We start from the raw sequence: 22,136 nt of genomic DNA on the forward strand, positions 1-22,136 counted from the left end.
AGTTAACGCGAGCCGTGCGAGAGTTCGTCGAGGTCCTCGAGATGGATAACGACCCGAAACTAAAGCCAATCACCCTCGAGACCGCATTGGCCGACGAAATCGAGAAACGACGCTCGCTGTTCGAAGACGCCGAGTTCGTTGTTGATGGTGAGATACCTCCCATCGAAGTTCAAGCAAACGAGCTGCTTCCGTCAGTGTTCCGCAATCTGCTAAACAATGCTGTCCAGCACAACGACTCGAAGACACCCCGTGTCACGGTGACAGTCACAGAACAGGACACAAGTGTCGAGGTGGTGATCGCCGACAACGGACCCGGCATTCCGGCGGATCGACGGGACGCGGTGTTGGGCCGCACCGAAGAAAAGCTTGATAATCCGAGTGCGGGAGTCGGGCTATACCTCGTCGATACACTCGTTGACCAGTACGGAGGGACCATTCGAATCACTGGCTCCGATAACGGAGGCGCCGCCGTTACGGTCACTCTTGAGACGGTTTCTCAGGGGGACGAACGATGACTATAGATGACTCACACACGAACGAGAATTCTGAGTCCAGATCGTCTTTGTCCGTCGAATCCGCAACGATCTATCTGTTCGTCGCCGAGGATGGAAACCGCCGCGTCCTTGGAGAGTGGCTAGCAAAGCACGGCTCCTACCAAGTAGTCGATCCCAACGCAGACCGTGAGGTGGGTGACTGCGACCTCTGTATCGTCGATTACAATGGGCTACGACAACATGCAGACGACCTCAGACAGGTCAAAGCCGAAACTGAGCCAGTGCTCTTTCCTGTCCTCCTGTTGTTGCCCGAACGGCACTCTAGCATCATTGAGGTCGACCAGGGCAAAATTGCCGACAACGTATTCGGGAGCACGATCGACGAAATTGTGTCGCTCCCGATGCGACAGGCCGAACTCGAATGGCGAATCAAAGCATTACTTCGGCTTCGTGACCAGTCCCTTCGGTTACAGCAGCAAACGGATGAACTCCGGTGGTTCAAGAAGGTCGTTGAAGCATCGGGTCATGCCGTCTACATCACTGACCCAGATGGCACGATCAAGTACGTCAACCCCGCTTTCGAGAGGCTAACGGGCTACGAACGTGAAGAAGCGATCGGTCAGACACCGAATATTCTTAACTCCGGGGAGATGTCGCCTGACTACTTTGAGGAGCTTTGGGAGACGGTGCTTCTAGGGGAGGGATGGGAAGAAAAAATCGTTGACTGCCGAAAAAATGGAGAACTCTATACCGCCCATCAGACAATCTCACCGATCACGTACGACGGGGAAGTACAGGCACTCGTCGCAATCCAGGCCGATATTACCGAACTAAAAGAATTACATCGACAGCTTCGCGTAGTCGATCAGATCCTACGCCACAATCTCCGAAACGATCTGACGGTGATTCGTGGCCAAGCCGAACAGATCCACTCTCAGACCACGGGAGAAGTTGCTGACGCTGCCGGGGAGATTATCACCCTCTCAGACGCCCTACTAACGACGAGTCAAAAATCTCGAGCAATTACTGCTGTGTTGAGTGACCAACCAGATACCCGACAGATAGACATCGTGGACACTCTCAAACGAATTGTTAACTCGGCTACTGCAGCCTTCCCGGATGCGCAGGTTGATTTAGACGCTCCCAGCGAAGCGATAGTCTCGGCGACGACGAATATCCATGAGGCGATGAGCGAGCTCGTCGGAAATGCACTCGTCCACAACAGTAACGAGACACCCGTGGTCTCACTCTCAGTCGCAAAGAAGGGCGAGGTTGTTGAAATACGCGTCACCGACAACGGCGACGGCATCCCAGAGATGGATTGTGCTGTGTTAGAAACTGGCGACGCAATTGATGATCTCTATCATGGGAGTGGTCTCGGTCTATGGGTTGTCTATTGGATTATCAACCGATCTGAGGGTTCTGTCGTTGTCGAAAATGGAGAAACCGACGGAACGACAGTCAAAGTGAGTCTCCCAACTGGGCGAACAAGGTAAGTGTCTCTTGTTACCATAGTGTTCAGATAAGCTGGTCCCATGCGAACGCGAACGATTTGAGCCACTGACCGGCAGTTTTTGCTCTGGTGTTGCTGAAACAGTTCGAGAACGAGATGGTTCGTCGTTTTATCTCACGAAAGACACGTTCGACGCTGTTCCGATCACCGTGTCGTTGGTACCGGAACTCGAGGCCGTGACGCTCACAGGGGTCTGTAACGATCGATCACCACCGATGAGAAACACGGCGTCGTCGACGTCGCATTTCTCTCGAAGCTCTCGAACAAGTTGCTCACAATAACCTTGATTCTCGTCGGTTCGAGCTTTGTATGGTGCAATTCGTTCGGATCGGGATCGACGGCAGCGTACAGCCAGTACTGTTCGTCGTCAAGTCGGATCACCGTCTCGTCAACCGCAACGTGATCCGGGTTCTGACCGGATTCCGGCTGGAGATCGGCCTTGTGAACCCAGTCGTGAACGGTCGATCGAGCCCGTTCAACACCGAAAATTTCGAGGGTTCGAACAGTATTCGAAAGCTAGAGTCCAGCAAGGTGAAGTTGAATACTGAGCTGCCTCAACAGCCGCGGTGTTGCTTCCCGCTCCACAAAATCCAAGTCGAACTGGCCGATACTTCCTGTGAGGCGTGCGTTTTCGGGCATGAATCACTCAGAAGACGCCACGCGCCACTTCTTGAACCTTATCTGAACACCGCCGTTAATTTCGGTTTTGTCTGGGTTCCGTCGTATTCTTGCCCGTTATATAATATCCCATCTCACAAGACCAGCTTTACAAAGGTACTTTTGTAAATTCGAGGGCTTGATACTATAGTTCAGAGTGGTTTAACAGGTTATTTGCCGGGAGTAACATCTTATGGGCCACTTTTCGGTAGGAGCGAGCCGTTCAAACATGCGGAACGGATCTATGTGTACTGGATGTCGAGCGCAAGTTCATAATGACCGCCTTGCATTTATCAACGGCTCGCCAGACGCCCCCGCGAAGATTCCCCTATCGGTCTGTGACATCAACGCGGACAACTACGGCGCAATCGGGACTCTGCTCGCGCTGCTCCACCGCGAACGCACGGGTGAGGGACGGGAGATCGACGTCACGATATTTGGCAGGATGCTCTCCTGGCTCGGGTACTTCCCACACAAGTACTGGCACAACGACGAGGTTCCCGAACGCGTCGGGATGCGCCACCACTCGCTCACCCTGTATGGTCCCCACGAGACCGCGAACGACCAGTATGTCAACTTCGCCATCCTGAGCGAACACCACTGGGAACCCCTCTGTACTGACGTCCTTGAACGACCAGACCTCCTCGAAAACGAGCGCTTCGACGCCAACGAGAAACGCGTCGAACACCGCGATGTGCTCGAACCCGAGCTCGAATCAATCATCGCCGAGAACCCACGGGACTACCGGGCTGAACACCTGGCTGACGCCGGCATTCCGTAGGGCGACGTCAACCAACTCGACAACGTCCTCTCACACCCACAGGCCGACCACCTCGGACTCATCAAGGAACTCGAGGCCGGCGACGGCCCCGTCCCCTACGTCGAGAACCCAATCGACTTCGAGGAACTGGAGTTCGCGAGTGAACCGATGCCCGACCTGGGCGAACACACCGACGACGTACTCTCCGCGCTCGGTTACGACGACGAGGAGATCGAAACGTTGCGGGAGTCAAACGCGATCTAATCCCATCAATTAATTAACTAAATCCTGATGATAGTGTAACACCCGTTTCGAGTAGGTGTGAAGATTTATTAAACCGCAACGAGAACCTCTACTTGTATGAGCCAGATTTCGGACACGATACTGTCGAGTGAGCATAAAATGTTGCGGGATGAGACGAAACGGTTTGTTGAGAACGAAGTACTATCAGAGGCAAGCGAGCGTGACCCCAACGAAGAACCGATGTCGAACGAACTTATCAACCAACTCGCCGAGATGGGTTTCTTTGGAATACTCATTGATGAGGAGTATGGGGGACTCGGGATGGATCTGAAGTCATACGCAGTAATTGCCGAGGAACTCTCTCGCGGGTGGCTCAGCGTTGGCAGTATTATTGCTCGAGGTCAAAGTCTCTCTGGAGCAACTGAGGAGCAAAAAGAGAAATACCTGTCAAAGATGGCGTCTGGGGAGATGCTCAAAAGCATCGCTATCAGCGAGCCAAGTGCGGGAAGCGATGTCGCAAACATGCAGACCCGTGCTGAACGCGATGGCGACGAATACGTTCTCAATGGACAAAAAACATGGATCACGTTTGCAAAAGGGTCAGATTTCATTCTCACATACGCCGTAACCGACCCTGATGCGGAGCCTGCTTACCGAGGAATTTCGGGTTTCATCGTCGAGAAACCAGCTGGCACATTCGACCGTGATGGTCTTAGCGGACAACCAATTGACAAAATTGGATATCATGGCTGGAAAACGTGGGAAGTAAACTTCGACGATGTGCGCATCAGTGCTGACAAGCTCGTTGGTGGTGAAGAAAGTAAGGGATTCTATCAAATAATGGATTTTTTTGAAGAAGGTCGTGTTCACACCGCTGCTCGGTCAGTTGGATTGGCTCGTGGTGCACTTGAAGACTCACTTCAGTACGCACAGGAGCGGGCACAGTTCGGAGAACCTATCTCAGAGTTTCAGGCGATTCGGTTTAAATTGGCAGATATGGCAACGCAAATTGAAGCTGCACGAGCGTTAATGCTGCTCGTTGCTGACGCTGTCGACTCAGACGAACAAGCTAATGCTGAGGCCGCGATGGCGAAGCTCTTTGCAAGCGATATAGCCGAGCAAGTAACCAGCGAAGGAATTCAGATCCACGGTGGTTACGGGTACACAACGGACTTCGACGTCGAAAGGTACTGGAGAGACGCTCGATTGACACGAATCTTCGAAGGAACAAACGAAATCCAAAAGCGAATTATCGCTGATTCACTGCTCCCGTAGCAGCAGCCACCTATTCGGGCTGGTCGGCTCTGGTGAATCACTAGAGCCCGGCAAAATATGGCGATTCATCAAAGTCGCCTGCTTCAACCCCAACGTATTCATCCACCGGTCAGGAGCTTAAACAGGCCCCTGATAAAATTAGATACTCGAGAGATAACAGCAGCAGTCGCTACCGATGAGCGACTGGGTTACTGATAAGACAGTTCGAGTTCGAGCGCGCGCTCGAGCAGACTCTGATCGTAGTGGGCCTGGGTCTGCTCGGGTCGGGTCTCGTGGATCGAACGGACCTGTAGGATGGTGTTTCGGAAGACCTTGAACGTGGCTTCGTCGACCATCTGCCCGTCGAGGGTTACCGCGCCGGTGCCCTCGCGTTTGGCCGCGTTGAAGCGTTCGATCTTGCTCACGTCACGCTCGAGTTCCTGGGACGTCGGCATGTGGATGGTGTTGGCCTGAATCGTCTGTTTGGGGTACAGCGACCAGGAGCCGTCGAGGCCGAGGTGGGCTTCGTATTCGACCTGGTCGGCGTAATCGTCGGCGTTGTAGTAGGTCAAGCCGGCACGCTCTTTGAACAGGTCGTCGAACGGGCCGCCGATCGAGAGCAGCCCGCCAGCGCTCGCCTCGTTCGAGAGCGCCTCGAGCAGGCCATCCCAGCGCGGGCGACCGTCGCCGAGATCGCGTGCGCCGAGTTCGGCAGCGTAGTCGACGGGGCCGAAAACGAGCGCGGTGAGCCGCGAGTCGCCACCGAACGTCGCTATTTCGCGGAGGTCCGATCGAGCGCGGCCGGTCTCGACGATGATCGACATCCCGATCGATCCGTCGGGGTAGCCGTGTTCGGCTTCCGCCTCGGCGACGACCTCGGCCGCGCGTTCGACGTCTGCGAGGCGACCGACCTTCGGGACGACGACGCCGTCGATCTCGTCACCGATCTCTGCGACGAGTTGGTCGATCTGCTCTCGGCCGCGGTCGCGGAACGATTCGTCCTCGTAACTCCACTCGACGCGAGGCCAGATCTCGCCAGGGAAGTCGTACTCGGGGACGAGTTCGATCGTGTTCTCGAGGCCCTCGGCTTTCATATCCGGTGCGGTCCCGTCTTCCATGTCGGGAACGAGCCAGTCAGGTGCCTGAAAGCCCTCGGCCTCTAAACCCGAGCGAAGGTACTTCGCCGTGTCATCTTTCGGAACGGCGGCCGGTGCAGTCTGGAACGTACGGCAGAGTCGGATGTCAGTGTCGTCAATCATGTCTGAGTGGGGTCTGAATTCGTGCGTGTCAGCGTTCGTCTGTAACGTTCGATCGTGTTAGTTAGAACGTTTTTGAATCTCCGCGGTTCGTGTTCCCGAGTAGACGGGAACGTCGTCCTGGTTGAACGCGATGTGCTGGAAGCGCACGGTGCCTGCCACGTCGCTCGAGGCGTCGTCGTCTGCCTCAAGCACGCGCGTGAAGGCGTAGACAGTGTCACCAGGGGTGACGAACGTGTGAAACGATTCGTCGTCGAAACCGACCTCGCGCCAAGTTCGCTCGTCCGAACGGGCGTGACCCAGCGCGGTCGAACGGGTGACGTCGCCGTAAGTGACGATATCGCCCGACGGCGAGTCGGCCATCACGTCCACGTTGTGGTGTTGCTTGGCGGTGTTCAGCGTCGCGAGTGGGAGCTGGGCGACCGTGACATCGTCCTGGGTGCGCCCGCGTTCGTGCCGGTAGGCGACCGCCCCGTTCTCCTCGTCTGCGATCTCGAGTGCGTCGACGAAGTCCTCGAAGTAGCCACCTTCGGGAGTGACGAACGTTTCTGGAAGGTCGTTGTCATCGTCTTCCTCTGTCGCCGTCGCGCCACCGTCCGTCTCGAGCGGTTCCCGTCGTGGGATCATGTTCGTCCGCTCGTAGGACATGAGCAGGTCGTCGGTCTCGAGGTCTTTCGCACGGGTGCGCCAGGAGACGATGCCGTACTGGGGCCGGGAACTCGAGGTCGCGGTGTTGACGACCTCGCTTTCGACGGACATATCGGTGCCCGGATAGACGGCGTCCTGGGCGAAGCGAACGTCCGTCCGTCCGAGGAAGTAACCGCCTTTCTCGCTCAGATCCTCGACGGTGATCCCAAGCGTTGCGGCGGTGAGGTAGTCCGGGTGAATCGGTGGCTCCTCGAAGCCGCGGTCGGCGGCCGCGTCGGGTCGCCAGTAGGCCGGATCGTGGTTGAGCGTCTGGCCCATCCACACCTCGTTACCCCACTTCGTGAGCGTAAGTCCGGGGTCGTGTTCGATAACAGCCCCCTCTTCGAAGTCCTCGAAGCAGTTGCCCTTCTCGCGCGTTTCGGCGTGCTCGAGTGCCTGTGCGAACGTGTCAGGATCGGTCCAGTCAGTCATTGTTACTCGAATGTTTCAGTCAGTGCTGGAACGACATCGAAGAGGTCGTCGTGGATCGCGTAGTCGGCGATGTCCATGATGGGCGCGTTGGGGTCCGTGTTGATCGCGACGATCGTATCGGAGCCCTTCATGCCGGCGACGTGCTGGACCGCACCGGAGATGCCGATCGCGATGTAGACATCGGGGGTGACGACCTTCCCGGACTGGCCGACCTGCCGGTTTTTGGGCAGCCAGCCGTTGTCGACGATCGGGCGCGACGAGGAGACCGTCGCGTCGAGTGCGTCGGCGAGTTCTTCGATGATCGGAATGTTGTCCTCTTCCTCGATCCCACGGCCGACCGAGACGAGCACGTCCGCTTCGCTGATGTCGACGTCGCCGCCGCCGACTTCCTCGAAGCCGGTGACGGTAGAGCCGAGCGCACCCTCGTCGATCTCGACGTCGAAGGCGTCGATCGCGGCGTCACCGGTCCCTTCGGCGACAGGCCACTCCGCGCTTCGGATCGTAACGATCGCCTCACCTTCGAGTTCGGTCGTCGTTTCGACTTTGCCCCCGAACATCTCGCGGGTGACTGCGAGCGTATCGCCGTCGGTCTCGAGGCCGACAGCGTCGGTGACGATCGGCAGGTCGAGTTCGTTCGCGACGGCGGGTGCGTAGTCGAGGCCGTTGACGCTGTTGGGCGCCAGCACGTACTGGGGTGCGAGTTCGTCGTAAAGCTGAGTAACGGCCTGGCTGTAGACGCCGTGGTTGAACTCCTCGCCGTAGTCGACGGTGTGGATGGCGTCGACGCCGTCACGATCGAGCTTCTCGGCGAACTCGTCGACGGTGCCGCTGATGACCGCGAGGTGGAGGTCGCCACCGGTTTCGTCAGCGAGTTCGCGGCCGGCGGTGATGATCTCGTAGCTGATATCTCGCAGCTCGCCGCGTCGGTGGTCGGTAATGGCCAGGACGTCAGTCATCGGTTCTCACCTCCGGTGAAAGCGATGACGTCGTTGCGCGCGAAGCGTGCAACGGAAGTCATGGTGCCACCCCCTTCTCGCGGAGGAGTTCAGCGAGTTGTCCGGCGGTGTCTTCGGCACCGCCTTCCCAGACGGTGACGTCGCTTTCGCTTTCGGGTTCGTACATCTCGGTGAGTGTGACTGCGCCTTCGACGGCCGCTGCGTCAACGCCGAGGTCGCCCAGTCCCTGGACGTCAAGCGGCTTGCGCTGAGCCTGACGGATACCGCGGAGGCTCGCGTAGCGTGGTTCGTTGATACCCGTCTGAATCGTCAGGACGGCCGGAAGCTCCACGTCAGTAAGCTCCTCGACACCACCCTCGAGTTCACGACGAACCGAGGCGACGCCGTCGTCGAGGTCGTGTTCTAAGTGGTTGACGACGGCAGCCCACTCGAAGCCGAGGTCCTCGGCGAGTGCAACACCGGTTGCCCCCCAGCTATCGTCGCCGGACTGGACACCGGTCAGGATCAGGTCGGGGTCTTCGTCCTCGACGACGGCCTCGAGAATGTCGGTCTTCGCGCCGACATCGAGTACATCGACGTCCTCGAGTGCGTCGTCCCAGACGCGGATCGCGCGGTCTGCCCCCTTTGCGAGCGCCTGTCGGATGGTCTGCTCGCAGTCTTCCGGGCCGATGGTGACGGTGACGACTTCGTCGGCGAGACCGGCTTCCTGAAGCTGGACAGCTTCTTCGACGGCGTAATCGTCCCACTCGTTGAGATCGGCACCGAGGTACTGGTCGGCGATCGCCGTCCCCTCGATTTCGAACTCGTCTTCGACGGTCGCAACTTCTTTGACCGTTACGAGGATTTTCATCGTTTGATTGACGAGACCCCTATTATATAAAATATTTGGTTTTTGAATAGCTATGCCGAGGCGGTTTACCCTCAAAGAACAGAAGCCGTGACCGAGTGAGTGGAAAACCATACGTTCGATAATACGGAACAAAGATCGGAAGGCTGTATAGATGACTCACGAAATAGACGGGTCCCAACGGCTGATGATAGGAATCTCAAAGCCATTCGCTCTGTTCGAAGCTCCGGATGACAAACATGGCTCAGTAATCCATGTTCGAATATTCGGAACGTTTAATAAACCAGCGAAGCTTCTAATGTTCATGAAAGACAATAGCAGTCGAAACCGGGTCACAACCACCGAAACTACCTTCGAGATTATTGAGCTGCTAAAGAAACGAGACGGTGGTCGTTTGTCCGAGATTGCTACAGAGCTTGGTCTTGCGAAGAGCACCATTCATCGCCACCTCTCAACGCTCAAGGATCTTGAATACGTTATCCAAGAAGACGATGTATATCGAACGGGGTTTCGTTTTCTCGAGATCGGAGAGCAAACACGAACGCGCTGTAGCGAATATCAACTAGCTCATGAAAAGGTCACTGCTCTGGCCTCGGAGACCGAAGAAAGAGCGCAGTTTATAACAGAGGAATTTGGAAGAGGAGTTTACATCTTTAGAGAGATAGGCGAGCATGCTGTTCAAACTGACTCCGAGATTGGAAAGCGGATTCCAATTCACGCAACGGCCGCCGGCAAAGCGATCCTCGCTAGCCTGCCGGACAGTCGCGTCGATGAAATCATTGAACAGCGTGGGCTTCCATCACTGACGAAACATACAATCACGAGTAAAAGCACTCTTTTAAAAGAAATCGATGAGATTAGAGAGCAGGGATACAGTGTCAACGATCAAGAAAATACAGTTGGTCTTCGCGCGGTTAGTGTACCTGTTAAGTATGAAAATGGAGAACCACTTGGTGCCCTGAGTATCTCGGGACCCACACATCGATTTCAGGGAGAACTTCTCGAACAAACGTTACCGGACCTGTTACTTGGGACTGCAAACGAACTCGAGCTCAATATCCAATACCTGTGAATTACTCCACCACACTCGCTCGCTTGCGCTCGCTCCTTGAACGGAGCGCGGGACCGAAGGTCCCACTGACCATGTGAACGGCGCTGTGCATCCGTGAACAGATGGGTTTCCTGCTTCCAAGACATGCCTTGCAGGACCCGAAAGGGATCTCATGGGGAATGCGCTCTCCACAGGTGTTAATCCAAAGCGTCCTGCCGTTAGGTGCTCGATACCGAGAAAAAAGTTCCACGCTGCGTTCCAATCCATATCGATGGTGAACCCGGACGCCGGACAACGAGTGTTTGCGGATCCACAACAGTTTCTCTGTCGGACCAGCATCCGCTGCATATCGCTTAGTTGTTCCGTAGGGTCAACGGCGACGAAGTACGTCCTATCCCCTCACACTTGGGCTCATCCAGCTGAAGAACGTCCCCCCTCGCTGCTCCAGCACGATTCCGAGGGTTATCATAAAGGTCGGTCAACCGTTTCGCGTTGAGATCTTCGACGGCTACGAGATTGTACTCTTGAGCGTAGTGCTCTGTTGAATAGCGGTACGGCGTCGCGGTCATAGTGGCTCACAAAGCTGTTCGATGTTATGGATGGCGAACATGAGTACAATCTCACGGAACTCTCGATACCAGAATCGCGCTCGCACGGCATCGCCGAGCGAGCGCTTCACTGAGGAATACGACGTTTCAGCCATCCATCGCTGCGTGTAGTCGTACTCTTGGATGAGTGCGTTGTTGCTGACTGCGTTCACCGACGAGCCGCGGTAGTAAATCGCGGGCTCAATACCAAGCGTGTAGTACTCGTATTCTGTCTGCCAGTTTTGGAACGCGTTGTCCGCGAGGACGTACTGCAGGTCGTCCGCGTTCCGGCGGACGACCTGCGGTCCAGTTTTCGTATCATGCCTCCAATGAGCGTGGCACTGTACATCTAGGACAGCAAGTGACTCTGTATCGGTCAGTGTCGTCACTTTGAGCGTTTCTACCGAGCGGTTCGACCGTTTCTGGTAGTATGCTGAGGCGTGCCCACGATCAAAGAACGTGCTGTCGAGAGCGACGTGACCGGACTGCGGGTGTTGCTGCGCTGAAAGGCGCAGCAACGCCCGCCAGACCCACATTTTGAGCCGGTCGAACGATTTGTAGATCGTGGTGTAGTCCGGGAGATCGTCTCGATCAAGCTCAACAACCTCACGGATCTCGGCCATGTATTTCAGCCGATTTGCAGTCTCACGGAAGCTGTGCTCCTCTTCGAGCCTGAAACAGTGAAGAACAACATGCACCCAGCGGGCGAACCCGCCGCTGGCGGGCTCGCCCGCGTGCTTCCCCAAAGCTTGTTTGGCCAGCCGTTTACTCTTCTGAACGAAGTCGAGGAGATCGATTTCCATAGGACAGAATCGAATTCCTCGGCTTCATCCTTCTAAATCCGTGATTTCGACTGATTCAATCGCTATTCAACACAGCAGAGCGTAGCAGTTCGAGAACTCAATATAGGTGTCTTACAAAGGTACTTGTGTAAACAGTGCCCGCGAGAACGGCACGAGCGGCCAGACCGATCGGTCCCGTCAGTCGCATAGTAGAATCTCAACCGGCCAGGGGAAAAACAGTTCCACTCTTACCTTTCGGACAACGCTCTTGAGTTCCAGTCTTCGCTTGTCGACTGGTTACCGACCGCTATCGATCTGTTCGATTGGGCTACTGTCGTCCAGTTTTCCGAGTAGAGGTTCAATCTTGACGCTCACGAGCAAGGCGGTGTTCAGATAAGGTTCAAGGAGTGGGACGTGGCGTTTTCTGAGTGATGTATGCCCGAAAACGCACGCCTCGCAGGAAGTATCGGTCAGATCGACTTGGATTTTGTGGGGCGGGAAGCAACACCGCGGCTGTTGATGAAGCTCAGTATTCAACTTCACCTTGCTTGACTCTCGCTTTCGAATACTGTTCGAGTCCTCTATGTTTTCGGTGTTAAACGGGCTCGACCGACCGTTCATAACTGGGCTCACAAGGCCAATCTACAGCCGGAATCAGGTCGGAATCCGGATCACGTTGTGGTTGACGAGACGGTGATTCGACTCGACGACGAACAGTACTGGCTGTACGCTGTCGCCGATCTCGATTCGAACGAATTGCTCCATACAAAGCTCGAACCCACGAGAAACAAGGTTATTGCAAGCAACTTCGTTCGAGAGCTTCGAGAGAAACACGACGTCGACGACGCCGTGTTTCTCATCGACGGTGATCTCTTGTTACAGTACGCCTGTGAGCGTCACGGCCTCGAGTTTCGGTACGAACGACACGGTGATCGGAACAGCGTCGAACGTATCTTTCGTGAGATAAAACGCCGAACAATCTCGTTCTCGAACTGCTTCAGCAACGCCAGAGAGACAACTGCCGATCAGTGGCTCAAATCGTTCGCGTTCGCATGGAACCAGCTTATCTGAACACGACCACCAGTGGTACTCTGTCAGTCAACCATTCGGTTAAATTGAAACCGATAAATCTCCTCGAGCCGGCTACTTATATTGCATTTGAGATTGTTTTTCCTTCACTCTCCGCCGAGAGTTGGAGGTAGGCATCTGCCAGTAGGCCGTGAAGCACCCCGCGCACGGTGGCGCGAGGCGTCCGCGTTTAGTCCTGCACAGCTGACGCAACGGACTTTAATTCCTCCCGCGCTCGGCAGCTGCCTTGCGCCGACGTTCCGTGTCGGCTCGGAATCGAGGATAGCTGGTGGACTGGACGAGCGAATGCTCGTGCAACGACCACGAAGTACACAGCCATCACCAGATACGTCCCGAGAAGTAAGATGCCGGCGACTGATCCCGAAATTGGGAGGGTAAGTCCGAACTGTTCCATCGCTTCGGGCGGGGCGATAGATTCCAGGAGGGTGTTGAACGACGCGATCGTGAGGAACTGCAGGGTGATCAACACGCCGAACAGTATCCCGCCGGTTCGGGTTGTTGCCCGGTCGATACCGCCACACACTGCGTTCGTTAACTGGAGGGCCATAACATCAGATCATCGACTGATCCATCTAGGGTTTTATAGTGTTTCGTAAGCCGGGGGGATAGCTGGGTGCTCCGAGTCTTGTAGCTGCAGTGGTCGGCTTCCGAACCGAATCGATCGTATCGGTGTCGGGTCATGGAGATTGACGCTTGACCCACCCCGTCACGAGTCAAAGTCACGGGCGTCAGCAGCGTTTCTTCACCTCGAACTGCCGGACAGTGGGTAGAATCGAAACGGAAGCAATCTCTTCCAGAAATCACGAGATTCAAGCTTTAATACGATTTTTCTCAACTTGTGAGAACACGATCATGATCGTTTCGAGCCCGTGAAACGATAGTTCGCGCACTCGAAATCCCTGCTTTGCTTTAATATCCCCCGTCAATTATCCGATGATACCGTGTCCGCGATTCCGCCCTGGATCGACGAACGAATCGATCGGAACCTCGACAATGCGCTCACACAGGAACACGTCGTCGAGACGATGCTCGAGTCCGATCGACCGTTTTTCTCGATTCGCCAACTGCACGCGCGCATTAAGCCCGACGTCAGTAGGGCCACCGTCCGCAACCGGCTTCGGGAATTACAGGAGATTGACGTTGTCGCAACGGAGACGTACCCTGACTCGATCACGCTGTACTACATCAACCACCCGGAGTCAGAATGGCCACTCTCGCCTGAGGGTAAACGTGCGCTGAACGCAGACACCCCGCTGGATCGGCTCTCCACCCGCGGATTCCTCACGCTCTCGGACACGGCGGGAATCCGCACCCTCGTGCTCGCTGGCTTCCAGTTGAGTCTGGTACTGTTCGCACTCGGCGGTGTGCTCACGATTACCGGCACCGACGTCGGCAGTACGGGGAGCGATATTGTCCTCTGGGATACTGCATTCGACCTCCTATTCGTGAGTCTGACGCTGCTCATTGCAGAGCGGACGGTCCGATGGATTCGCGAGAGATACGGCCCATTGAATATCCTCCCATCGACGTAATCGATGGACGAAACACCCGCAAATCGCAGATCACAAATCACCACATACCCATGACGTCTAAATCAACTCCACCTGGTCCCGAACTGCTCGATGAACGCTCCATTGGTGGTATCCTCGTCCACCTACTTGGACTGTTTACTGGATTTTTCGGCCCTATACTCCTGTATGCTGTTTCAGATCACGAGTTTACGCGGACGAACGCCCGTTACGTTATCAATTGGCATCTCACCGTCTTTGCTCTCATGGTCATCGCCTTTGTGATGTTCTTCCTCGGCGCCGATGAGATCACTGTTGGCGGAGAAACAACTGAGGTTACCTTGCTCCCACCCCCGCTCGATATCGTGTTTGGACTCGTCGGATTCTTCCTCGTGCTCATCCTACTAATCGCGATTCTGCTTACGTTCGTGTACACAATCGTCGCAACGATAAAGGCGATATTTGGATCGGTCTGGACGTATCCTGGGTCAATCGCTTTCGTCGAACGATACTGGTAGAATATCCATGCCTCCTCAACAAACCCAAGGCCCACCGTCGACAGCCGAGGGGCCGAAACTCCTCGAGGAGCGATCGATCGGTGGTATTTTCGTCCATTTCGTCGCGATTCCGACCGGCGCTGTCGGAGCCGGGCTGGTGTATCTCGTCTCGACCAACGAGTTCACCAAACGAAACGCTCGCAATGCGCTCGATTGGCATCTCACGGTACTGGCATTAACTGTGCTTACGTTCGGTTCACTGTTTACCTACGCTGAGCTAACAGGGCAGGGTGCCACTGACATTGCCGTCCTCCCCTCGCCCCTCACCACCGTCGCCAGTGTCCTCATCCCTGCATTGCTGTCGGTCTGGATGCTGGTGTGGTTTTGGACGTTTATTGTCGGATTCATTGCAATGGGCAAAGCGACGTTCGGAACTGCATGGCGATACCCGCTGACACCCGCACTCGTCGATCGGTTCGCCCCCCGTGTTTCGGTTCCCGGTGGCTGGCCCCTGCTAATCGTCGTGTACACTGTTTTCACACCCCTCGTCATCGGGGCCGTCTTATTCGGTCCACGAGATGGCGCGATGTTCCTGGCATCGGGGCTCGCGTTGATCGGCCTGATTATGGTACTGACTCCGTTCGCAGGCGTTGCCATGTATCTCCACGGAGAACGTACCCGTCCAGCGGACGCGGCGTGGCACCCATCGGTCGTCGTGTACATCGGCGCTCCGATCGTCGTTGCCGTTGCCGGATACGTGCTCTCAAGAACGTTCACTGACTCGATTAACCCCGCCGGAGATGCGATGTACGTTTTCCTTGCTGCGTTTTGGGTATCTTCGCTTGTGTATGTCGTCCGGTGGCTGACGACGTCGCGGTCGTAGCGATCGTCCTCAGCGTGAACCGAATACATTCAGTCCGCTCGTGTTGAGGTTTTTACCAGTCTTTTCCAGGTAGCGCATTGAACGACCCACGGGATGGAGGGCCACATACAAACCCTGTCAGGAAGTGTTGAATGATTGACTTTATATAGATGATCCACAGCGAGCAACGACGAGTTCGACTGGGACGATGAGTACCCTCTCGATTTGGGTCCGGACGATCTCGAAACCGGCCTCGGTAAGGACAGCACTGACACTGAGAGGGGAACTATCGACCAGTTTCGGAAAAGCCTCGTTGAGTCGCGCATAAAGTGGAGAAACGATAGTGCTCGTTGATTTCGAGGGACTGATGACACAGATTCGACCATGAGGTTTAAGTACACGACGAACTTCCTCGAGCAACGTCATCTGGTGATTGTCCTCGAACAGTTCGAGTGTGAAGCTCACGAGAACAATATCGAAACTGTCAGTATCGAATGGCAACATCAAGGCATCGCCACAGACGACTGTTGATGGACTCCCGTTGTCGAGGCGACCACGTGTGAGATCGCACATCCGCTCTGCAACGTCGATCCCTACGACATGTCCGTCGGCTCCAACAGCGGTTTGCAATCTGGCAACCCCACGACCGGTTCCACAGCCCACATCGAGGACGAAGTCATCGCGAGACGCGTTGAGGTACTCGATTCCGCGTCGCCGAAGACGACCCTGGAATGGATCGATGAAGACGTCGTAGTACCGACTGAGCCAATTATACCAGTCTTTGCTATGGCGCGTCTGTTCCCGTGTCACTGTCCTGTAGGCTCTTCAGGTCTACGAGTGAACCTCCGGAAGAGATAGACGAGACCGAGTAATAGCCCCCCAGTAATCAGACCCCCTACAAGGAGAAGAAGCAGGATGAGGGTGACAGGGATTGCAACGTTGGCGATCGGGAACATCGACACCGAGCGAGGATTCACAATAATTGACATTGATTGAAATTTACCGTTGCCACATTTGTAGCTTGTGTTATGTTTCTACTCCGGCATTTGAGGGCGACTTAAACGGGACGATCCGATTCGAAAGACTGCGGTGTACGTGAATATCGAATCAAGGATTACGACGAGAGGAGCCTCTATGACTGCTCTCAGGACGCATCAAGCAATCGAAAGTGGTTCCGTTCATCGTCTTCGGCATACTTTCCCTCCTACAGTACTGTCAACTCGATCACTGATTATCGCGAAGTCGGTCAACGCGTTCCCCCAGCGGTGGTCTTCGCGAGATCAGGTTCTGACGTGATCCATCTTCGACGTCGACACCGGCCGCCGCGGCACGTTCGAACGCATCTGCGAGCGTCTCCGACCCAACGGTTTCCCCGGCACGGGCATCAGTGTAGTACCGGAATCTCCGGACTCCAGCAAGGCCGATTACGACGGCTACGATCGCTACCAGTATTGCAGGAAGGATTGAGATTACCTCGAAAAAGACTGCCAGTAGTACCCAGATCAAGGGAGCAATGTATGGTATCATCGAGACGATCGCTTCGTAATAGGCCGCTTGTTCCCGACGGGCAGCGAGCAGGGCTCGCAGGGTTTCGTCGTCGAACGTCTCGAGCGCGCTACTCGAGACGAACAGGAACCGGCCGCCAGGAGCGCCAGATAGTTCGACTGCGAGGTACTTGTCATCTGCCTCGATGACCCGGACCCCGCGGACCGACAGATCGACGCTCTCGAGGAGCGAATCGATCCGCATTCGCTCGTCGTCGGTTGGTCGGCGCGTTCTCGAAGAGAGTCCGGACAGCAGCGGCGCACCAGCCCAGGCTACACCCCAGAATCCGAGAACTAGAAGGACAAGTCCGACTGGTCCACCCTCAAGTGCTGTAAGGATGCCGGAAGCGAGCAAGAATATGAGGACGAAGAGGACGGTCAGATACCGCAGGTAGTGACGACGGACCGTCGGTACGTGGTCGACACCCGGTAACCCTGGGTTGGCGTGGAGAATCGCGGTGATCGTCGCTACGGCAACAACGATCGCAGCGCCGGCGCTGGCAAGAATCGTGACGAGTGTATCGAGGAGTCCGTCTGCCGGTGTGAGGAAGCCGGCATTACCAACGACCCAGGTTGCGACACCAGCGAGAAAGCCTGTTGCACCCGTGAGGATATTCGTCCATCTGGCGGCAGTTTCGTCCGACCGGTTCTGAGAGAAGCGACCGTACAGGTAGCCAACCCCGAGCGAGCAGATCGCACTAACAGCGACGAAAATAACGAGGAGGAACCAGGTGACTGCGGTGACCACCAGTGACATACGCAGATCTGTTGTGACGAATAGTCTAAAATATTATCGAATCGACCTGTCTAAAGCAATGATCCAGCTAATGCTCACTGGGTCCGGTTTTGGTTGGACTCGAGCCGATTGATTCGTCTCGCAACCGGCTCCCCTGCCGTGAGTAACCGATAGCCGGGAACCTCTTTGAAGGAGTTGGCGAGCGTATCCCCATGGCGTTCATACGTTTCTCGAACGGCATCCACTCCGTAGACCTCAGCGGCAAGATCGTCAGCATAGGCAAAGACTCGTATTCCAGTCCAGACGTGGAGCGCGAACGCTACAAACGCAAGGAGGATCCAGATAACGACGATCCAGTAGTTTGTTAGCCAGCCAATGAGCAGAGACAGAGAAGTCAAAAATCCGGCGAGGAAGATCCACAGCGTGAGCCAATATCGGAGTTCCAGCTGTCGGCGGTACAGCCCCTCTGCCTGCGCAATAGTAACTCCTAACTCTCGAGGAGAGCGTGTCATAGAATACGTCTCATACCCGCTACTCGGCGATGATACTGGTCTCATTTCGCGTGTCTCCCAGTAATTCTTGCCAGTGGCCTTTTTCATTCAGAGGTCAGACCGTGAACGATGGCTGTTGGGAACTATTGTATGACACCCTCCTCGAGGAGATAACTCATCGAGGAACGCTTCGTCGACGACTACCCATCGTTTCCCGGGCCGGCCTCGAATCTTGACTGGCGCCTCGAGCTCGCCACGAGACGCGAGGACGATCCGGTCGGGCTCGACCTGGAGTGGATCAAATGCATGCTCGATTCGGCGCCGCTCATCGTCCGTTGGGGGTCGTGATTCAGGATCCCTCGCCAGCAGACGGTGGCCACCGAGATACGCAAGGATGCAGGCTCCTAACGATCCGATCAGAAGGAAGCCGAGAGGACCAAGCAGTGACTGCCCGGTCACGACGAAGTCAAACCCAATCCAGAGTGCGACTGCGAGAATCGCAATGCAAATCCAGGTCGCCGAGGCCTGAGCCATCGACACTTCGTGACCTGTCGTCTCCACCCACAAGGGATGCAAAGAGAGAACCGTTGCAGAGAACGCCAACAATACTGAAAGGACTGTGATGGACTCTGCAAGGATTCCTACTGCTGCTTCTGGTACACCAACGGTAGCGAGTGATCCCACGAGCTCGTCACGGATCCCAAACCACCAGTGGCTCGTGACAATAGCTGAGCCAGTCACGACGACGATTCCGACCCCAGAATAATATATCGCGCTAACTTGTGTCCGCGGTTGCCAATCGCGGCCTGCAATCAACACGCGACAAAGCCAGCCCACAGCATATGCACCGATGATCAAGCCGACCGTCAAACCGAGCACTGGCTGCGGCATAACAGATTTTTAAGTTGACTCTGTATTAACTACTGACTATTCACGTCGGTTACGGGATGTACTGCTCTCTGTGGACGACTTCGGATTCGTTTTCCTCCTCATTGATCGCGGTGACGACGATCTGATCGCCGTCAGTGTCGTAAGGAACGTACAAGGTTACGTCCTCCCACGTGGCAGTAAACTCGTCATCGTCACGATCAAACGCCCCGTTGCTTGCACCCTCAATAGTAGATTCGATCTCGATCCGATTGGCATCGACCCCGCGCTCATCGGTGAGCACGACCGCCGCCTGCTGAATATCGCTTGTTGGACTGTCGTGTTCCCAATCGATCTCGACGACTGCGTCGTCGTTTTCGTCCTCGATTGGTTCCTCAAACACTTCTTCAGGATCGTCTGGCCTGTCATCGATTGGTGCAGCAAACAGAGACCGCCACTCACCATCCTCAGTGGCGAGCATCCAGATCGTATCATCTTCAGTTGGATCATCGACAGTGATTTCCGCTGCTGCCATATCCTCTCCATCAAGCGTCTCAGTGAGTTCTTCCTCTTCAAACCAGAACTCCGCGCCTTCTAGCTCAAACACATCTTCGACTACGGCGTCGTCGTCAACCACCTCAGCATCGAGTCCCTCGAGGTCCTCCTCATCGCCGCCGCCACGAAACTCCCAGCCGTCCTCGACCCATGCCACAGGATCTAATGGATTAAGTGAGTGTGACAACTCGCTCATTCGATCGAGGTCATCTTCGACAGCCGCTTCGAGAAACTCATAGACTACGGACAGTGGATCTTCGTCCGTGTCATCACTCTCTTCTGTCTCCGCATCGTCGTCAGTCGCTTCCTCCTCCGGTTCGTCGCTACCGCCGTTGCTATCGGACTCGTCGCCACCCCCATTGGTTGGGTCGCTCGAGGACTCGTTATCCAGACATCCCGCAAGCGAGACGACGGTGACGAGCCCAGCCTGTAGTGCACGCCGACGAGAAACCGTGGTGGTTTCGGTAGTACGGTGGACATTGCTGGTCTGGAGGAAGTCGTCTCTATCGAGGACCATAACTTGGCTACGGAAGTTGGAATTTTGAATGTTTTGTATCCCTGAACAGAGGTTGATCAGACCTCGAAAGTACCAACCTCGGTCGTTCACTCACAGCCAGTAGCGATTGGTAGTGTTCAGCCGCTCAACAGACCTTTCTTCGTAAAAACATTTATTCGGTTTACGTCACTAGATACTATCAATGTACCACTATCTGTCAGAAAGCATTCTCCGGACACAAAATGAAAGCGTATGCCGGTAGCAGGACTGGTCTTCTCTGGAGTGGTCGCAGCGTTCGGTATCCTTGTTCTTCGTGATGCACGGAACACACGTGATCGAGTCTTGACAGCAACCGAACTGCACGAACACGGTGAGCAACTCGAGGATAGCGGGACCGGGACGACAGCCAGAGGACCAGTCTCAGTGACGGCACCCGGACGACCCGATCGAGCCCCGCCTGCGGAGGTAGAAACGACCGATGGGGAACCGGCACTGTGGGCGTGGCGCGTTCGATCGAAACATGCAAAAAGGAGGGGCGGAAGTGCGTGGCGTACCTCGGATAGCGGTCTCGCGATTGGAGAATTCTCCCTCAGACAGGACTGGGAGGACATTACTATCGACACTGACTCGCTCCTCGACGAGGAGGTCGGTGTTCTACAGGGCCACACGGATCCGTTCGAGGCACCAAACTGTTATCTCGGCGAGCCAAAACTTGACGTCCTACTTGGCGAACTCGACCCGATCAACAAGCTGCTTGAGCGGTGGGGACTGACCGGAGACGACGGACTCCTGAGCGAGCTAGAAATTACGATTAGCAGCGGTCGAAAGACGATGACTCCAGACCGGTATCAAGCAACCGTCATCCGGGACGGCGACGAACTCCTTGTCCAGGGTGAACTCGATGAGACGGGCGATACACCAGTGCTTCGTGGCACCGAAAACGTTCCAATGCTCGTTGCTGTAGGGAATCTCGAGAAACGTGCCGAGCAAATCAAAAAACAGGCACGACGGAAAGCGATAACTGGTGTCGGGATTATCGGATTTGGATGCCTCGTCGCCGCTATCGCTGTGCTGTAGCCGTGATCAGCAATTCGGTTTTGTCGAGAGTTGAAATCACTTCCTGATTTCTCTCTCGAGGGCTCTGGTGAATCACTAGACAGCGGCGACTCCGGGTGGGAAAATAGGTCGCTCGAGGCCCCACGCTGGAACAATCATGGCTGCAATCTCGACAAATCCTTCGATGGCGAACTGATTTGCCGGTCTCAGCAAGAGAGCAAGACAGTACAACTCGGCGCAGTATGGCGATTCACCAGACCCCTCTCAATGAGATCGTCACTCGCCTTGCCGGACAAACCGACCTGCCGTCCCCTGAGATTCGGATATTCGAGCACAGTACACCTCTCGCGCTCACCGTGGGCTATCGTCTCACTACATCGACCCTCATTCTCTCTCGAGGGTTGATCGAGACGCTCGGCGATCGCAAATTGGAGGCTGTCATCGCCCACGAACTTGCTCACGTCGCTAACCGGGATACTGCAGTGCTCACTGCACTGTCAGTACCCAGTGCCGTCGCACGGCTCGCTCACAGCCGGTACGGCTACAACCCCGTCATTGAACCGCTCTCGATGCTAGTTCGAATCCTTAGCCAGTGGTACGTCGCTCTCATCTCGCGTGGCCGAGAGTACGCTGCCGACGACGGCGCGGTCGCAATCGCCGGCGATTCAGCCCCTCTCGCGAGCGCACTTGAGTCGCTCGACGCCACCTCGATCGTCACCCGTCGACAGACCTCCGCGAACGGGATACGGCCGCTGCGTTCGCTATAGTCCCGCCACCGTGGGAAGAACACCGCTTCTTCGATCGGACCAGACGGTTTATCGCGCGTCAGATCTTCGGCACGCATTCTCCAACGGAAAGACGCATTCAACGCCTCCAGGATCGCCTGTAGAGACGGACGCGAGGACGGAACCGAACG

At 55.7% G+C, this 22,136-nt stretch carries 18 protein-coding genes and 4 pseudogenes; 11 read left to right on the plus strand and 11 right to left on the minus strand.

From position 1 onward, the window contains the following. The first annotated feature begins 14 nt into the window (after positions 1–14). Positions 15–515: a sensor histidine kinase gene (locus tag AArc1_RS18805; protein WP_161958280.1), complete on the plus strand. Its 501-nt coding sequence runs from the start codon at positions 15–17 to the stop codon at positions 513–515. Then, positions 512–1,990, plus strand: coding sequence for a PAS domain S-box protein (locus AArc1_RS00745; RefSeq protein ID WP_117362467.1), 1,479 nt, complete (start codon positions 512–514; stop codon positions 1,988–1,990). Before AArc1_RS18805 ends, AArc1_RS00745 begins: the two co-directional genes overlap by 4 nt. A gap of 22 nt (positions 1,991–2,012) precedes the next feature. Here the strand turns inward: AArc1_RS00745 and AArc1_RS00750 are convergent. Beyond that, positions 2,013–2,646: pseudogene (locus AArc1_RS00750) on the minus strand (IS6 family transposase). 262 nt (positions 2,647–2,908) lie between these two features. On the opposite strand from AArc1_RS00750, the pseudogene AArc1_RS00755 reads away from it, so the two are divergent. Together AArc1_RS00755 and AArc1_RS00760 are read left to right on the plus strand one after the other, a co-directional pair. After that, positions 2,909–3,688: pseudogene (locus AArc1_RS00755) on the plus strand (CoA transferase). A 96-nt stretch (positions 3,689–3,784) separates the two neighbouring features. Further along, entirely contained in the window at positions 3,785–4,942 is a 1,158-nt protein-coding gene (locus AArc1_RS00760; protein ID WP_117362468.1) for an acyl-CoA dehydrogenase family protein, read from the plus strand. Positions 4,943–5,130: 188 nt separating this feature from the next. On the opposite strand, the gene citE is transcribed toward AArc1_RS00760, so the two are convergent. From citE to AArc1_RS00780, 4 genes are read right to left on the minus strand one after another with little or no spacing between them, the layout of a single operon-like run. Further along, positions 5,131–6,180 (minus strand): L-malyl-CoA/beta-methylmalyl-CoA lyase, encoded by a 1,050-nt coding sequence (gene citE / locus AArc1_RS00765; RefSeq protein ID WP_117362469.1) that lies wholly within the window; start codon positions 6,178–6,180, stop codon positions 5,131–5,133. Positions 6,181–6,237: 57 nt separating this feature from the next. Then, the gene (gene mch / locus AArc1_RS00770) at positions 6,238–7,296 is read right to left on the minus strand and encodes a 2-methylfumaryl-CoA hydratase (protein ID WP_117362470.1); all 1,059 of its coding nucleotides are present in this window, start codon (positions 7,294–7,296) and stop codon (positions 6,238–6,240) included. Between the two features lie 2 nt (positions 7,297–7,298). Beyond that, the gene (locus tag AArc1_RS00775; RefSeq protein ID WP_117362471.1) at positions 7,299–8,252 is read right to left on the minus strand and encodes an electron transfer flavoprotein subunit alpha/FixB family protein; all 954 of its coding nucleotides are present in this window, start codon (positions 8,250–8,252) and stop codon (positions 7,299–7,301) included. 58 nt (positions 8,253–8,310) lie between these two features. Further along, positions 8,311–9,102 (minus strand): electron transfer flavoprotein subunit beta/FixA family protein, encoded by a 792-nt coding sequence (locus AArc1_RS00780; RefSeq protein WP_117362472.1) that lies wholly within the window; start codon positions 9,100–9,102, stop codon positions 8,311–8,313. A gap of 301 nt (positions 9,103–9,403) precedes the next feature. Between AArc1_RS00780 and AArc1_RS00785 the strand changes: the two genes are divergently transcribed. Next, positions 9,404–10,171, plus strand: a complete 768-nt coding sequence (locus tag AArc1_RS00785) for an IclR family transcriptional regulator (RefSeq protein WP_117362536.1) — start codon at positions 9,404–9,406, stop codon at positions 10,169–10,171. A gap of 544 nt (positions 10,172–10,715) precedes the next feature. On the opposite strand, the gene AArc1_RS00795 is transcribed toward AArc1_RS00785, so the two are convergent. Then, entirely contained in the window at positions 10,716–11,540 is an 825-nt protein-coding gene (locus AArc1_RS00795; RefSeq protein ID WP_117362474.1) for an IS5 family transposase, read from the minus strand. 414 nt (positions 11,541–11,954) lie between these two features. Here AArc1_RS00795 and AArc1_RS00800 point away from each other — a divergent pair. The 4 genes and pseudogenes from AArc1_RS00800 to AArc1_RS00820 all read left to right on the plus strand — a co-directional run bounded on the left by AArc1_RS00800 (position 11,955) and on the right by AArc1_RS00820 (position 15,496). Further along, a pseudogene (locus tag AArc1_RS00800) lies at positions 11,955–12,590 on the plus strand (IS6 family transposase). Between the two features lie 959 nt (positions 12,591–13,549). Continuing rightward, entirely contained in the window at positions 13,550–14,140 is a 591-nt protein-coding gene (locus AArc1_RS00810) for a helix-turn-helix domain-containing protein (protein WP_117362475.1), read from the plus strand. A 50-nt stretch (positions 14,141–14,190) separates the two neighbouring features. Further along, the gene (locus tag AArc1_RS00815; RefSeq protein ID WP_117362476.1) at positions 14,191–14,634 is read left to right on the plus strand and encodes a DUF4870 domain-containing protein; all 444 of its coding nucleotides are present in this window, start codon (positions 14,191–14,193) and stop codon (positions 14,632–14,634) included. 7 nt (positions 14,635–14,641) lie between these two features. After that, entirely contained in the window at positions 14,642–15,496 is an 855-nt protein-coding gene (locus tag AArc1_RS00820) for a DUF4870 domain-containing protein (protein WP_117362477.1), read from the plus strand. 141 nt (positions 15,497–15,637) lie between these two features. Here the strand turns inward: AArc1_RS00820 and AArc1_RS00825 are convergent, their stop codons facing one another. The 5 genes from AArc1_RS00825 to AArc1_RS00850 all read right to left on the minus strand — a co-directional run bounded on the left by AArc1_RS00825 (position 15,638) and on the right by AArc1_RS00850 (position 20,275). Further along, the gene (locus tag AArc1_RS00825) at positions 15,638–16,285 is read right to left on the minus strand and encodes a class I SAM-dependent methyltransferase (protein ID WP_117362478.1); all 648 of its coding nucleotides are present in this window, start codon (positions 16,283–16,285) and stop codon (positions 15,638–15,640) included. Between the two features lie 414 nt (positions 16,286–16,699). Beyond that, positions 16,700–17,776: a peptidase gene (locus AArc1_RS00835; RefSeq protein ID WP_117362480.1), complete on the minus strand. Its 1,077-nt coding sequence runs from the start codon at positions 17,774–17,776 to the stop codon at positions 16,700–16,702. A 74-nt stretch (positions 17,777–17,850) separates the two neighbouring features. After that, positions 17,851–18,354, minus strand: coding sequence for a hypothetical protein (locus AArc1_RS00840; RefSeq protein ID WP_117362481.1), 504 nt, complete (start codon positions 18,352–18,354; stop codon positions 17,851–17,853). After that, positions 18,355–19,137 carry a hypothetical protein gene (locus tag AArc1_RS18425; protein WP_133412312.1) on the minus strand — a complete coding sequence of 261 codons (783 nt, stop codon included), beginning with the start codon at positions 19,135–19,137 and terminating at the stop codon, positions 18,355–18,357. A gap of 49 nt (positions 19,138–19,186) precedes the next feature. Next, entirely contained in the window at positions 19,187–20,275 is a 1,089-nt protein-coding gene (locus AArc1_RS00850) for a hypothetical protein (protein ID WP_228442301.1), read from the minus strand. Positions 20,276–20,506: 231 nt separating this feature from the next. On the opposite strand from AArc1_RS00850, the gene AArc1_RS00855 reads away from it, so the two are divergent. Together AArc1_RS00855 and AArc1_RS00860 are read left to right on the plus strand one after the other, a co-directional pair. Next, complete coding sequence (locus AArc1_RS00855) at positions 20,507–21,241, plus strand: hypothetical protein (RefSeq protein WP_117362484.1); 735 nt, start codon at positions 20,507–20,509, stop codon at positions 21,239–21,241. Between the two features lie 242 nt (positions 21,242–21,483). Next, positions 21,484–22,109 (plus strand): annotated as a pseudogene (locus AArc1_RS00860) (M48 family metallopeptidase); the annotation flags it as partial. Positions 22,110–22,136 lie beyond the last annotated feature (27 nt).

Origin of the sequence: Natrarchaeobaculum sulfurireducens, assembly GCF_003430825.1 — an archaeon.
GTDB classification, from domain to species: Archaea; Halobacteriota; Halobacteria; order Halobacteriales; family Natrialbaceae; genus Natrarchaeobaculum; species Natrarchaeobaculum sulfurireducens.